Annotated in this window: 12 protein-coding genes, 1 tRNA gene and 1 pseudogene; 3 read left to right on the top strand and 11 right to left on the bottom strand. The window is 63.6% G+C overall.

Annotation, left to right across the window (positions count from 1 at the left end):
• Positions 1-18: 18 nt before the first annotated feature.
• Genes SynA1528_RS02780 through SynA1528_RS02790 form a run of 3 tightly spaced genes read right to left on the bottom strand, consistent with a single transcriptional unit; the run spans position 19 to position 3,337 of the window.
• Complete coding sequence (locus SynA1528_RS02780) at positions 19-747, bottom strand: succinate dehydrogenase/fumarate reductase iron-sulfur subunit (RefSeq protein WP_186587593.1); 729 nt, start codon at positions 745-747, stop codon at positions 19-21.
• Entirely contained in the window at positions 744-2,660 is a 1,917-nt protein-coding gene (locus tag SynA1528_RS02785; RefSeq protein WP_186587594.1) for a fumarate reductase/succinate dehydrogenase flavoprotein subunit, read from the bottom strand. Before SynA1528_RS02785 ends, SynA1528_RS02780 begins: the two co-directional genes overlap by 4 nt.
• On the bottom strand, positions 2,657-3,337 hold the full coding sequence (locus tag SynA1528_RS02790; RefSeq protein ID WP_286187871.1) for a succinate dehydrogenase cytochrome b subunit: 681 nt from the start codon (positions 3,335-3,337) through the stop codon (positions 2,657-2,659). Before SynA1528_RS02790 ends, SynA1528_RS02785 begins: the two co-directional genes overlap by 4 nt.
• Positions 3,338-3,396: 59 nt before the next feature.
• Between SynA1528_RS02790 and SynA1528_RS02795 the strand changes: the two genes are divergently transcribed.
• Positions 3,397-4,449: a hypothetical protein gene (locus tag SynA1528_RS02795; RefSeq protein ID WP_286187872.1), complete on the top strand. Its 1,053-nt coding sequence runs from the start codon at positions 3,397-3,399 to the stop codon at positions 4,447-4,449.
• Complete coding sequence (locus SynA1528_RS02800; RefSeq protein ID WP_286187873.1) at positions 4,446-5,546, top strand: hypothetical protein; 1,101 nt, start codon at positions 4,446-4,448, stop codon at positions 5,544-5,546. Before SynA1528_RS02795 ends, SynA1528_RS02800 begins: the two co-directional genes overlap by 4 nt.
• A gap of 133 nt (positions 5,547-5,679) precedes the next feature.
• Here SynA1528_RS02800 and SynA1528_RS02805 read toward each other — a convergent pair.
• A tRNA-Thr gene (locus SynA1528_RS02805) sits at positions 5,680-5,752 on the bottom strand.
• 139 nt (positions 5,753-5,891) lie between these two features.
• Between SynA1528_RS02805 and SynA1528_RS02810 the strand changes: the two genes are divergently transcribed.
• Positions 5,892-6,083 (top strand): photosystem II assembly family protein, encoded by a 192-nt coding sequence (locus SynA1528_RS02810; RefSeq protein WP_502707737.1) that lies wholly within the window; start codon positions 5,892-5,894, stop codon positions 6,081-6,083.
• A gap of 183 nt (positions 6,084-6,266) precedes the next feature.
• On the opposite strand, the pseudogene SynA1528_RS02815 reads toward SynA1528_RS02810, so the two are convergent.
• The 7 genes and pseudogenes from SynA1528_RS02815 to SynA1528_RS02845 all read right to left on the bottom strand — a co-directional run.
• A pseudogene (locus SynA1528_RS02815) lies at positions 6,267-6,827 on the bottom strand (low-complexity tail membrane protein); the annotation flags it as partial.
• Positions 6,828-6,841: 14 nt separating this feature from the next.
• Positions 6,842-10,318, bottom strand: a complete 3,477-nt coding sequence (infB, locus tag SynA1528_RS02820; protein ID WP_186587595.1) for a translation initiation factor IF-2 — start codon at positions 10,316-10,318, stop codon at positions 6,842-6,844.
• 69 nt (positions 10,319-10,387) lie between these two features.
• Positions 10,388-10,666: a YlxR family protein gene (locus tag SynA1528_RS02825; RefSeq protein WP_186587596.1), complete on the bottom strand. Its 279-nt coding sequence runs from the start codon at positions 10,664-10,666 to the stop codon at positions 10,388-10,390.
• On the bottom strand, positions 10,663-12,099 hold the full coding sequence (gene nusA / locus SynA1528_RS02830) for a transcription termination factor NusA (protein WP_186587597.1): 1,437 nt from the start codon (positions 12,097-12,099) through the stop codon (positions 10,663-10,665). The genes SynA1528_RS02825 and nusA overlap by 4 nt, the downstream gene beginning before the upstream one ends.
• A 43-nt stretch (positions 12,100-12,142) precedes the next feature.
• On the bottom strand, positions 12,143-12,643 hold the full coding sequence (gene rimP / locus SynA1528_RS02835) for a ribosome maturation factor RimP (protein WP_186587598.1): 501 nt from the start codon (positions 12,641-12,643) through the stop codon (positions 12,143-12,145).
• Positions 12,644-12,716: 73 nt separating this feature from the next.
• On the bottom strand, positions 12,717-12,992 hold the full coding sequence (nblD, locus tag SynA1528_RS02840) for an NblD family protein (RefSeq protein WP_286187875.1): 276 nt from the start codon (positions 12,990-12,992) through the stop codon (positions 12,717-12,719).
• Between the two features lie 41 nt (positions 12,993-13,033).
• Positions 13,034-13,501 carry a hypothetical protein gene (locus SynA1528_RS02845; RefSeq protein ID WP_186587599.1) on the bottom strand — a complete coding sequence of 156 codons (468 nt, stop codon included), beginning with the start codon at positions 13,499-13,501 and terminating at the stop codon, positions 13,034-13,036.
• Between the last annotated feature and the right edge of the window lie 8 nt (positions 13,502-13,509).

Below are 13,509 nucleotides of genomic sequence, written 5' to 3' on the forward strand. Positions count from 1 at the left end.
GCACATTGATCTTGATGCTCAGCCTCGTCGCTCCCGGTGCATCCAGCTGATCCAGTCCGCAGAGATCTCCTGTGGGCAGACCGCTTCGCATTCGAGGTTGCTGCTGCAGCTGCCGAAGCCTTCAGCCCGCATCTGATCCTGCATGGCCCGGGCCCTTGAGGCGCGCTCCGGCTGGCCCTGGGGCAGTTGACCGAGGTGCGCCAATTTGGCGGCGACAAACAAACTGGCAGAGGCATTCCTGCAGCTGGCCACGCAGGCACCGCAGCCGATGCAGGTGGCCGTGCTGAGGGCACTGGTGGCCTGGTCGCGGCCCACCGGCATGGCATTCCCATCCGGCGCTTGACCCGTGCCGGTGGAGCAATAGCCCCCCGCGGCGATCAGCCGGTCCAAGGCTGAGCGGTCCACCATCAGATCCTGGATGGCCGGAAAGGCCTTGGCGCGCCAGGGCTCCAGGGTCAATTCGGCGCCGTCCTCGAATTCCCGCAGATAGAGCTGACACACCGACGTGGCGGCTTTGGGGCCGTGGGCCTGGCCGTTCACCAGAAAGCCGCAGCTACCGCAGATGCCTTCCCGGCAATCGTGCTCAAAACTCACCGGCCGCTCCCCCTCACTGATCAATTGCTCGTTCAGCTGATCGAGGGCCTCCAGCAGTGACACATCCGGCGACACATCCGCCAGACCGTGGCGTTCGTAGCGGCCGGGTTGGTTTGCAGCGGGCTGACGCCAGATGCGCAGGGTGAGTTTCATTTGTAACTCCTGGTGCTGGGTTGCAGCGAGGTGAACTGCAGCGCTTCGCTGTGGCGGATCGGCTCGGCACCATCCTGGTGTTCCCAGGCGGCGATGTGGGCGAAGTTGGCGTCATCACGGCGGGCTTCTCCCTCCGGGCTCTGGTGCTCCTCGCGGAAGTGGGCCCCGCAGGACTCCTCCCGCGCCAAGGCATCCCGCAGCATCAGCTGCGCCAACCCGAAGAAATCACCCACCCGCAGCGCCTTCTCCAGTTCGGCGTTGGGTCCCTGGCTCTCTCCGGGCACCCGCACCTCAGCCTGGAAGCGCTGTTCCAACGCGTTCACCTGGGCGATGCCCTCCCGCAGGCCATCGGCTTTGCGGCTGATGCCGCAGCGGTCGATCATCACCGCACCCAGTTCCCGGTGGAAGCTGTCCACAGGGGTTGTCCCGTCAATGGCCAACATGGCCTCGATGCGGAGGCGGGTGCTCTCCAGGGCATCGCGGCAGGCGGGGTGATCCGGCCTCACCTCCGGGGCAGGGTGGCCCGCCAGCCAGGCCGTGACCGTGGACGGCGCAATGAAGTAGCCATCGGCGAGGCCTTGCATCAGGGCGCTCGCCCCCAGGCGGTTGGCGCCGTGTTCGGAGTAGTTCGCCTCCCCCAGCACGAACAAGCCGGGGATGGAGCTCATCAACTGATAATCCACCCACAGGCCACCCATCGTGTAGTGGGGGGCGGGGTAGATCCGCATCGGTTTGCGGTAAGGATCATCACCGCTGATCCGCTCGTACATCGTCATCAAGTTGCCGTAGCGGGCAGCGATGGCGTCGCGGCCCTCAGCCTTGATCGCATCCGTCAGATCCAGATAGACCGATCGACCTCCGGGGCCTACGCCCCGACCCGCATTGCACAGTTCCCGCGCCCGGCGTGAGGCCACGTCCCGAGGGGCCATGTTGCCGTAACTGGGATAAAGCCGCTCCAGGAAATAGTCGCGTTCCTGCTCCGGGATCTCCTCGGCGGAGCGGGGGTCCCCCGCGTTCACCGGCAGCCAGATCCGGCCGTCGTTGCGCAGGCTTTCGCTCATCAGCGTCAGCTTGCTCTGGAAGGCATCACCACTGGGAATGCAGGTGGGGTGAATCTGGGTGAAGCAGGGGTTGGCGAACAGGGCGCCCTTGCGGTGGGCTCGCCAGATGGCGCTGGCGTTGGATTTCAGCGCGTTCGTCGAGAGGAAGTAGACATTGCTGTAACCCCCGCTGCAGAGCAGCACCGTGCGTGCCGTGTGCACCTCCAGCTCACCGCTGAGCAGGTGGCGGGCCACCACGCCCCGTGCCACGCCATCGACGGTGATCAGCTCGAGCACATCACGGCGGGTGAGCAGTCGCACCCGGCCAAGCTCCACCTGGCGCATCAACGCCTGATAGGCGCCGTACAGCAACTGCTGACCGGTCTGGCCGCGGGCGTAGAAGGTGCGGCTCACCAGGGCGCCGCCGAAGCTGCGGGTGGCCAGGCTGCCGCCGTACTCCCGCGCGAACGGCACCCCCTGGGCGACGCACTGGTCGATGATGGAGCTGCTGATCTCCGCCAGCCGCTGGCAGCCGCTCTCCCGAGCGCGGAAATCTCCCCCTTTCAGGGTGTCGGTGAACAGGCGACTGATGCTGTCGCCGTCCACGGCGACGGATCGTGCCGCATTGATCCCGCCCTGGGCCGCCACCGAATGGGCTCGGCGGGGGCTGTCGTGAAAGCTCAGCACCGTCACCCGGTAGCCCTGCTGCGCCAGGGTCGCTGCGGCGGAGGCCCCTGCCAGGCCGGTGCCCACCACAAGCACGTCGATCTGGCCCTTGCGCAGGGGGCTGATCAGGGGGAGTCCCTCCTTGGTGCGCTGCCAGGCATCGCTGATCGGACCGGCAGGAATCCTTGGGTCGGGCAGGCCGCTCATGCGACACCTCCCAGCGCCAGCACCAGGGTGACGGTCAGGAAGCCGCCGCCGACCAGGGCGGCCATAAGGCCCCCCCCCGTGCGCAGGGCGCCGCTGTTGTGCGGTGTCAACCAGCCCAGGCTGCGGTGGGCGGCCTCCGCGCCGTGGAGCAGATGGAGGGCCAGGGCCAAAGCTGCACCTGCGTAGAGGGCTGCGTTCCAGGGTTGTTGCAGCACCTGGATCAATGTGGCGGCTTCCTCTCCAGCTGCAGGGCGGGGCCAGCGCAATTGCTGCAGGTGCAGGATCAGAAATCCAAGGGTCACCAGACCGGCTGCTGTCGCGCTGCGGCTGGCCAGGGACGCCAGGGGGGATTGGCGACGACTGCGCAGCGTTGCGGTGTTGCCGGCTCTGCGGTTGGCCATGGCCTTGCTGAGGGTGAGGCTGATGTGAATCACGGCCAGCAGCAGCAGGCCGAACTCCACCAGCGGCAGCCATGGGCTGCTGTGCAGCGCTGTGGCATAGACCTCGAATTGCTCAGGCGCCAGCACCGCTGGCAGCAGGCCGATCAGATGCACCAGCACAAAAAGCACCAGCAGCAATCCCGTGAGGGCGGCACCCGAGCGAATCCACGCTGAAGGGATGGTGACCAAGGCAGCCTCAGCACGACAGCTGAAGTCCATGTTCCCTGATCGCAGCATCCGTTGTGATCCAGGAAAGGAGTTGTCATGGTGGGTTGAGAGCCGATTCGCTGCAGCTCGTGCCCGTTGTGCCGCATCGCCTTCGTTGGTGGATCGCCCTCGTTGCTGCAGCGTTCGCTTTGACGCTGGCTCTGGGGTTGCAACGGCCATCGGTGCAGCCGCCGATGGCAGCACCTTCGGAGGCTTCCGAAGAGATTGATTGGGGCGCACCGAATGCACAGCCATCCCTTGCTGAGGAGCAGCTGCTGCAGGTGGGGGCCTACATCACCAACATCAGCGAGATCGACCTGAGGGAAGACCAGTTCTCCATCGAACTGTTGCTCTGGACCCTCTGGCATGGGGATCCGGATCAGAACCCCAGTGATCAGTTGCGCGTCCTCAACGGCATCTACAACGGTGATATCCAGCGCTTCGAGCGGATCCGCCGGGATCAGGCGGAGGCTCACAGCTGGAGCTTGTACAAGGTGCGTTCACCCGTGGTGAAGCGCTGGCGCCTGCAGCGCTATCCCTTCGACGACCAGCTCCTGCACGTTCAGATCGGTCTTGATGACCCCTTGCAGCCGGTGAACCTGGATGTGGTGCCGCAGGCCCCCTGCAGCGTGACCCCTAGCCTGTTGCTGCCGGGCTGGACCCTGAAGGACCCAAGCGGTTACGCCTCCAGCATCAGCCTGATGAATGATCTGGGCCGTCCTGTCTCCGATGGCATTGCGGTGCGCCGACAACCCACCGTTTCGTTTGATCTGCCGATCCAAAGGCGCAGCTTGCTGTTCGTTGCCCCTGATTTCCTGGGTTACCTGCTGGCGGTCGGACTCTGTTGCATGAGTCTGCTGATCACTCGCAGTCGGGACGATCTGATCCTTGCGGCGGTGGTGTCCGCCGGTGGCAACTATGTGTTCATTGCCGGCAATCTCCCTGTGACGGCCATGACCGGTTTCATTGGCAATCTGCAACTGATCATTTTCCTGGGCATTCTTTATGTCGTTGCTGCAGACGAACTGATCGACAATCAGCTCAGTCTGATCAATACACGGTTTGCTGAGGGGCTGCGGGTGCTGCTTCTGCCCAGTTACGTGGCGATGACGTTGCTGGGAATCTGGTGGATCATTCCATGACCAAACATTCAGCGCGTCACCCCTCCGGCTACTGGACGTTGTTGACGTCCGGGCTCACCGTTGTGATCGCTCTGGTCGGCGCCTTGTTGATTCAGCCGCGTTTGAGTGAACGTCGGCTCGATATTGACGATCAATACATCCTCACCGCCACTGAAGTGCGGTCTCTTCCCGCGGGTACCCTCGCGGTGGTGCTGGATCGTTCCCCTGGCGAAGACCACAACGATTTCAAGTACCGCCTGCTGGAGCTGGTGCTCAAGCGCAGCGGTCGTCCCTTCGTCCTTGGACTCAGTGAAGTGGACGTCTCGCAAGATGAAGCCATTGCTGCTTTGGAACAAGGATTCGTCTTTGATTCGGCGGGCCTGCGAACCTTCACGCGCTTAGGCCGCAATCCCTTTGCCCTGAGCGTCGGTATCTATGGCGCTGGCGTGGATCTGAACCGGCGTCTGCGGGCCGTGCCCATTCCCGTCACTGGTGGCATCCTCGGACTCCGCAGCGGTTGGACCCATCGGAGTCAGATCAAGCGGCTGGCCACGATCCGCAACAAGCAGGACCTCCGCGACATCGTTCTGCTCCAAGGGGTGGGCTGGAGTGATGTGAACATCTTTGATTCGGCGGGCCTGCGAACGTTCACTGCCCGATCGGAGAACCTATTTCGCCTGGTGGATCACCAACGGGTGCAGTTGTTCCCCAGAGGCATTGCGGAGTTGGAGCGGGAGGAACAGTTGATGGCGTCGTTTACATCCGGCACCACCCTGGATCCGAATCTGCTGCTGGCCTATCCCTACGCAGGGTTCTTTTACGTCAGTCCTGACAATCATGCACTGGCGTATGCGATTCAAAGGGGGTTTCAACGGGCGATCGCGGATGGGTCCTATCAGCAGTTGGTGGAAGAGCTGATCTTCACCCCATGGTTGCGCCGCACGCTGTTGCTCAAGGATCGCCATGTGATTGTGTTACCCAATTCAGAGGCGGCGGATGTCCTGGAGGAGGTGGACAGCCGACATTGGATTGTGCCCTGGCATGAACTGCTGAAAGGAGACATCCAAACCGGAAAACAGTTGTGTGCCGAGCCAAAGTTGAAGGCTCTCTGCTTTTGATCCTTCCTGCAGCTGATGGGTAAAGGAATCAAGTTAAGGCGGCTGATTGCGGGCGAATATAGAAACCGTTTTTCCTGGAAATGACTCTGAGGTCGAACGAATTCAGGGCTGATTGATGCCCTGGATACTTAAAAGCCGATGACCTGACTTGAACAGGCGACCCACGCTTTACGAAAGCGTTGCTCTACCGGCTGAGCTACATCGGCGGCAAATTCAATTTAACATTTGAGACTGTGCCTGGCCTCCGTTTTGGACGACAACTCAACCTCAGGGAAAGGACTGGACCCGGCATTGAGGGAACGTCTGATCCGTGAGTCACGCACTCCCTGGCGGGAGCTCCGGCGTTTGCTCTGGTTCGCTTTGTTCGCCTCCGCTGGTCTTGGGCTCTTCACCATGCTCTTCCGTGCTTCTGCCGGCGACAGCGTCGACATCTCCGATTTCGGGATCCAGGGGGGTGCTCTCGTCCTCTTCGCCAGCCTCCTCTGGTTCGACCGCAACCGCAGTGTCGATGTCGATCAGGATGGAGTCGACGGCTGAGTCAGCTTCAACGATCTCTTCAGTGCTGGGTTCCGGTTCCGTTGAAGGTTCCGGAGTTGGTGATGGGGTGGGTTCCGGTTCCTGGATTGGTTCGGGTGTTGGTTCCGGTTCCGGGGTGGTTTCTGGAGTTGGTGAAGGGGTTGGTGCCGGAGGGTCAGGCCAGGTCAGGGCATTCAACTGAAGGATCTGCAGCCCCAAGCTGGTGCGCTCCTGCTGCAATTGTTCAACGCTCCACGGCTCCGTGTCTGCGTTGGTTCCAGGTCCCCCCACCAGCAACAGCAGAGCCTGCACCAGTTGCTGGATTTGCCAGATCAGCAACGCCATCAGTGGCGCCGTTAACAGCAAAGTCACCAGTCGCGAGCTGTCCTGGAGGGGCGAAAATTCGTGGATCAGTCCCGCTGACGCATCCAGCCACCACAGCAGCGGCAACAACAGCGCTGCACCACCCACCAAGGCTGAGCGGCTCCCCCACTTGCCCTCTGAGGCGCTGAGCCTGAGCTGATCATTGCTGCGGGACCCCACAGGGCGACGGATCAGCAGCAGTGATCCCCAGTCGGCAGGTCGTTTCCAAAGCGCAACAGCCGGAGCCACAACGCCGACTCCCCAGATCAACAGGCGCTCAACGATCGGCACTGGGCCCGGATCCGCCCCTGCCAGGAGGAGGCGGATCAGCAGCAGTTCCAGGGGAATCACGCCGATGGCCAGGCATTGAAGCCAAAGCAGGGGTTCGCGACGGGACTGCACGGCGGAACGGAGCCTCAGGTGGTGAGTTTGCGGCGTTGGGTGACCATCTTGAATGCTTCAATCCGGTCGCCGTCTTCCCAGTTCGCGAAGCGATCGGTGCCGACACCACATTCGAAGCCGGTGGCCACTTCCTTGACGTCGTCCTTGTTGCGACGCAGGGAGTCGAGGTCGCCACTGAACACCACCTGCTTGCCGCGGTGGACCCGCACCTTGCAGTTGCGGTGCAGTTTGCCGGTGGTGACGTAACAGCCGGCCACAGCGCTCTTGCCGATGGTGAACACGGCCCGCACTTCGGCTTCGCCGAGCGGCTCCTCCACCAATTCCGGCTCCAGCAGACCTTCCATCGCCAGCTGAATGTCCTCCAGCAGCTTGTAGATCACGTCGTAGTCGCGCACATCGACGCCGGTGGCGTCCGCTGCCTTCTTGGCACCGGAGGCCATCGAGGTGTTGAAGCCCACGATGACGGCGCCGGAGGCTGCGGCCAGATCCACGTCCGTTTCGGTGATCTCACCCGGTGCCGAGAGCAGCACCCGCACTTGGACCTCGTCCTTGGGCAATTGCTCCAGGGAGCCGAGAATCGCTTCAACGGAACCCTGCACATCGGCCTTGAGGATGAGGTTGAGCTCCTTGAGCTCGCCTTCATTGGCCTGACCGGACATCGCCGTGAGCGACACCCGGCGCGAGGCCATCTGCTGTGCCAGGCGGGTCGCCCTGGCGTCAGAGGCACGATCGCCCACCACGGCCCTGGCGGACTTCTCATCCGGGTAAACCTCGAACTCATCACCGGCGGTGGGAACCTCGCTGAAGCCCAGGGCTTCAACGGCATAGGAAGGGCCTGCTTCCTTGAGGCGTTGGCGGTTGTCATCTACCATGGCGCGCACCTTGCCCAGCACGGGGCCGGCAGCGACAACGTCGCCGGTCTTAAGGGTGCCGTTCTGCACCAGCAGCGTGGCCACAGGACCCTTGGCCTTGTCCAGGTGCGCTTCGATCACGGTTCCGCGGGCCATGCGATCGGGGTTGGCCTGAAGGTCTTCCACCTCGGTCACGAGCAGCAGCATCTCCAGCAGCTTGTCGATGTTCTCTCCTTTGATGGCGCTCACAGGCACCATCACCACCTCACCGCCCCAGTCTTCGGCCAGAAGGTTCTGTTCGGACAGCTCCTGCTTCACCCGGTCGGGTGAAGCTCCTTCCTTATCGATCTTGTTGATCGCCACCACAATCGGCACTTCAGCGGCACGGGCGTGGCTGATCGCCTCGAGGGTCTGGGGACGCACGCCGTCATCGGCGGCGACCACCAGTACGGCCACGTCGGTCACCTTCGTGCCGCGGGCCCGCATGGCGGTGAACGCTTCGTGGCCAGGGGTGTCGAGGAAGGTGAGCTTTCGGGCTTCGTTGTTGTGGTCGATCTCGACCTGGTAAGCACCGATGTGCTGGGTGATGCCCCCGGCTTCGCCGGCGGCCACCCGCGCCTTGCGGATGGCGTCGAGAAGGCTGGTCTTGCCATGGTCGACGTGACCCATGACGGTGACCACGGGCGGACGACGGATCAGGTGTTCCTTGTCTGTCTCCTCGATCATCTCGACGGTCTTCTTGGCCGCCTCCTCCACGTCGTCCTGAAGCACAGGGACGCCGAACTCCTCCGCCACCGTCTCGATGGTGGGCATGTCCAGGGTCTGGGTGACCGTGGCGATGATCCCCTTGAAGAACAGTGATTTGATGATCTCGGAGCTCTCGACGCTGAGCATGTCGGCCAGCTCCTGCACCGTGAGGTTGTCCTCCGGAACGACGATCATTTCTGGCCGCACCTGCTTGGCCTCGCGTGCGGCCCGCAGTTCCATCGCCCGGCGCCGTTGGCGCTGACGGGTGGTTTCCTTCTTGCGCTTGCGCATGGCGGCAACTGGCTTGGGTGCCTTGCGCTGCTGCGACTTCGGTTTGGCCGGTCGAGCCAGGCTCGCCGACAGCACCATGTTCTCCTGTTCGCCGGCGAAACCACCGGTCTGAGCGGCCAGGGAATCGTCGTTTTCCCCGATGATGTGCACCTTTTGGCGCTGCTTCTGGGGGGAACGCCGCCGCAGGGCTTCCAGCTTGGCGCTGTCGTCCCAGTCGGGACGTCCAGGGCGGCGTTGGCCGCCAGGCGCACCTGGACGGAACCCAGGCCGACGTGGTGCCGTTGGAGCCGCAGGCCGTGCCACCGGAGGTGTGGCTGTCCCGGCACCTTCGCCCGGCTTGGTCGGGGCATCGGGCCGGCGTGGGGCAGGAGCCGTGGGGCGTCCCACAGGCTTCTGCAGTTGCATCAACTCGCCCGGTGCCACCGGTTTGCGCATGCCGCTGGGCATGCCGGGGCGTTGCGGGCCGCCTGCACCGGGTCGTGTCGGTGGAGCGGGACGACCGCCGCCTCCCGCGGAACTGCCGTCCCTGCGGATGGGCTTGCCCACCAGTTCCAGCGTGTTTCCGCCGCTGCGGGCGGGGGCCCCGGGACGTGTCGGCCGGCCGGGACTGCCGGGACGCTGAGGGACGCCGGTCCCGGGGCGTTGAGGTGACCCAGCACCACCACGGGAGGGCGCCCCCGGGGCTGGACGGCGTGGAACCGGCTTGCCCACCAGTTCAGGGCGGGGTGTCGGCCGCGTTGGCGCCCCAGCTTTGGCTGGAGCCCCAGGGCGTGCGGGAGCGGCGGGGCGGGAGGGCGCACCCGGACGGGGTGGTGATCCCGGTCGGGAGACGATCTGCGGCTTCTGCCCAGCACCTGACGTTGGGCGGCTCGGAGCTGCTGCAGGCCGCGGTGTGGGCTTGTCGGCTGTGGGGCGAGCAGGGGCCGGACGGGCCGGAGCCGGTTTGGCTGCGGCCGGTTTGGCTGCGGCTGGTTTGGCGGGTGCGGGTTTGGAGACCGTGGGACGCGCCGGTGGTGCCGATGGTTTTGACGGAGCCGCTGCTGCTGGTGTCGCCGGCTTGGGCTTGCTGACGACCTCCGGCTTGGCGGGCTGCGGACGCGGTGCTGGAGCGGCAGCGGGTCTTGGAACTGGTTTGGCAGGGGCTGATGGAGCTGCCGGTTTGCCAGCCGCTGGTTTGGCCGGTGTCGGTTTGGCCGGTGCAGCAGGGGCAGAGGCCTTGACGGGTGTGGGTCGGGCCGGTGCCGCCACCACCTGGGGTTTGGCCACAGGCTTCACTGGAGTTGCTGGCTTGGCTGCGGCTGCAGGCTTGGCCGGTGCTGCGGGTTTTGCCTGGGGCGGTGCCGGTTTGGCGGGCGCCGCCTTTTTCACCGACAGGATCGCCTTTCCAGGTGCCGGTTTGGCAGGTGCGGGGGCAGACGCCTTGCTGCCGTTGCCGTTGGACTTCAGCAGGCTGCGGATCTGTCCGGCCTCGGCGTCACTGATCGAGCTGCTGTGGCTTTTGGCTGCGATCGACAGCTTCTCGGCCGCATCCAGCACGTCTTTGTTCTCGAGGCCCAGGTCCTTGGACAGCTCGTAAATTCTGACTTTGCCGCTGCTGGTCATTCAGGTCGGATCTCCGGTCGGGCCGGGCACGGTGTGCCGCGGTGGCCACACGCAATGTGGAGCCAATGTTCAGTTTGCCTCAGCGGTCACATCCGTGCTGTCACGGAGCCGCTGTTCCAACGCAGCGAGGATGTCGTCGGGCACCTGACAGCGCAGGGCTTTCTGAAGTCGTTTGCGGCGCCGGGCCTCCTCGAGGCATGCCTCGCGTCGACAGAGATAGGCCGATCGGCCCATGCCCCCATCAACGCGGACCCCATCCTGATGGTCTCGGATCACCCTCCAGAGGGAGCTGCGATCCAGAAGCTGGCGGCAGGCCACACAGCGACGCAGGATGGGGCGTTGATTCACCGGGCAACCTCGCTCTCGTCCTCAGGCGCGGTGGTCTCTGACGGCTCGCCTTCGACCATCTCGCTGCTGGCTTCGTCGCCCTCGACGTAATCCTCCTGCCCCTCGACATAGTCCTCCTGCCCCTCGAAATAGTCCTCCTCGTCCTCAGGTAGGGGGTAGAGCTCCCGCAGGCGGGCATCTTCCTCAGCCCGAGCCGCCTGTTCCGCGGCCAGCCGTTCTTCGGCTTCCATCTGCAGGGCCTCTTCCTCCTCCCGTTGGGAGATCAGTTCCGCGACCACAGCGTCTTCCGCCGTCTGGTCGTACTCCATTGAATTTTTGATGTCGATCTTCCAGCCGGTCAACCGGGCCGCCAGTCGCACGTTCTGGCCCTCGCGGCCGATGGCCAGGCTGAGTTGGTCGGGGGGAACCAGCACATGGGCATGCTGACCGACCGGGTCCACCAGCCGGACCATCTCCACCCGGGCTGGGCTGAGGGAGTTGGCGATGTACTGGCCGGGATCCTGGGACCAGCGGATCACATCGATTTTTTCCCCGCGCAGTTCATTCACCACCTGCTGAATGCGGGAGCCGCGGGCACCGATGCAGGCGCCTACGGGATCCACTTCCCGCTCGATGCTGTCCACCGCCACCTTGGTGCGGGGGCCAACGGAGCGCGAGGGTGGGTTCGCTTCCCGGGCCACCGCCACGATCCGGACGGATCCTTCCTGGATTTCAGGGACCTCGTTCTCGAAGAGGTAAACCACCAATCCGGCATTGGAGCGGCTGACGAACAGTTGCGGGCCGCGGCGTGGAACCTCGCTCACCTCTTTGAGGAACACCTTGAAGGTGGCGTTGGCGCGGTAGTTGTCGTTGGGAAGCTGGTCTCGACGGGGCAGTTCGGCCTCCACTTCAGGCCGCCCCAGGCCTGAACTCACGGCCATGATCACGGACTGGCGCTCGAAGCGGATCACCCGAGCGGTCAGCACCGGGTCCTCCAGATCGGCGAACTCCTCCTGGATCATGCGGCGCTGTTGATCCCGAAGCTTCTGAGCCAGAACCTGTTTTGTGGTGGCAGCTGCCATGCGGCCGAAGTCCTCCTTCTCCGGCGTCACGTCAAGCACCACCGTGTCGCCTGCCTGGGCGTCGTCCGCCACCTGCATCACCTCCGCCAGGGCGATCTGGTGGTCTTCGCTCTCCACCTCCTCCACGATGATCTTGCTGGCCAGAACCCGGTAGCCCTCTTCCTCCAGGTCCAGACCGACATCAAAATTGCTGAAATATTCCTCGTCGAAGGGGTCTTCACTGATCCCCAGATACATGGTGCGTCGGTAGCGCTCGTAGCCCTTCAGCAGGGCTTCCCGCAGGGCCGCTTCCACCACCTGCGGAGGCAACTTCTTCTCTTCGCTGATGTCATCGATGAGGTCGCTGAGGCCTGGAAGCAGAACGAGAGCCATGGAGTCGCAGTGTCAGGGGGTGTTGAGAGAGCTGTTCAGTTGGCTAGGAGCCAGGGGTCGTGAGGCGGACGCTGAGGACGTGATCGCGGGGAAGACGTTTGATCCGGCCGCGGATGTTGATCTGCAGCGTGTCTTCGTCCCGCTCAAGCAACAGCCCCTCCAGCCGCTGTTCGGTGCCCTCTTTGTCGCGATGCACCACGTCCACAGGGAAACCCCGGAAGGTCTGGAAGTCGCGATCACTGGACAGGGTCTCCCCGATCCCAGGACTGCTGATTTCCAGAACATAGGCCTCGGAGAGCAGCTGGGCATTCTCGAGGGCGTCTCCAAGCGTTCCACTGAAGCCAGCGCAGTCATCAAGGCTGACGTCAGCACCATTGGAGCGGCGGATATGAACCTCGAGGGTTATCGGGGCCATATGCGTCAGCAGCTGGATTCCGCTGAGCTCAAATCCCTGCATTCCGGCCACGGATGTGGCCAGAGTTTCGAGTTCAGGAAGCAGGGGATGCGGCAATGGAAACTGAGATCGGGCCTGCCCGACGTGCATTCAGTTGTGGCCGATCTCCCTCAGGAGCTGCGCGTCGGACACGACTTCAATGTATCTGACGGCCCGCCGCGCGTCAGGTCTTGGGCAAGTCGATGGATGGTGCATCGGGGAAGGCATCGCCCTTCTGTTCAGCACCCCTGAGCTCAGGGTCCTGATTGATGCACTGGCGTTGTTGATCAGGCGTTTTGAGGTACTGGCAGACCCGGCTCCAGAGCTTGCTGCGGCTGCCCTTGGGGCCATTGCTGAACTGCACGGCGTCCAGCGCGCCGCCATTGGATTCAATCGAGACCTGGCACAGAGGGCAGCGAAGAATCTCCGGGGTAGCGGTCACGGTTGGAAGACGGAACACGACGAGACACTAGTCAGTGCCCCGTCTGTGGCGCTGATGGATCAGTTGCAACCTTGAACGGAAATGCGGTAGCTGAAACCGGTGGCTTTCGGGTCTTTGTTGGCCCCCACCTTGAAGTTCACCTGGCTGATGCTTTTGCCCTGCACCTGTGAGAAAGGACCGAACATGCGGCCGGTGCCGAGTGGGGGCTGCAACTGTTCATCAGCAACTTTGAGGTTGCTGCCGTCGCTGAATTTGATAAAGGCTTCGATCGGATAGCTGGTGGAGTCGCTGGAGTCGGCCGTGAAGAACAGCTTGAAACTGCTGTAGGGCTGGTCCACCACGAAATCGGTGTTCCAGTTGGTGCGCCCGATTGTGATTCCGATCAGGCCCTTGGGGCGTTCCACCTTCTTTTTCACGATGGCTTCGCCACTGCCAACGGGCTTAAGAAATGTGCAGGCCGCCTCAGCGGTGACGGGGGCCAGCAGCAGCAGAGCAGTGCCGCTGAGCAGTGGGATCAAACGAGACATGGATCGAG

This window comes from Synechococcus sp. A15-28 (genome assembly GCF_014280175.1).
Classification (GTDB): domain Bacteria; phylum Cyanobacteriota; class Cyanobacteriia; order PCC-6307; family Cyanobiaceae; genus Parasynechococcus.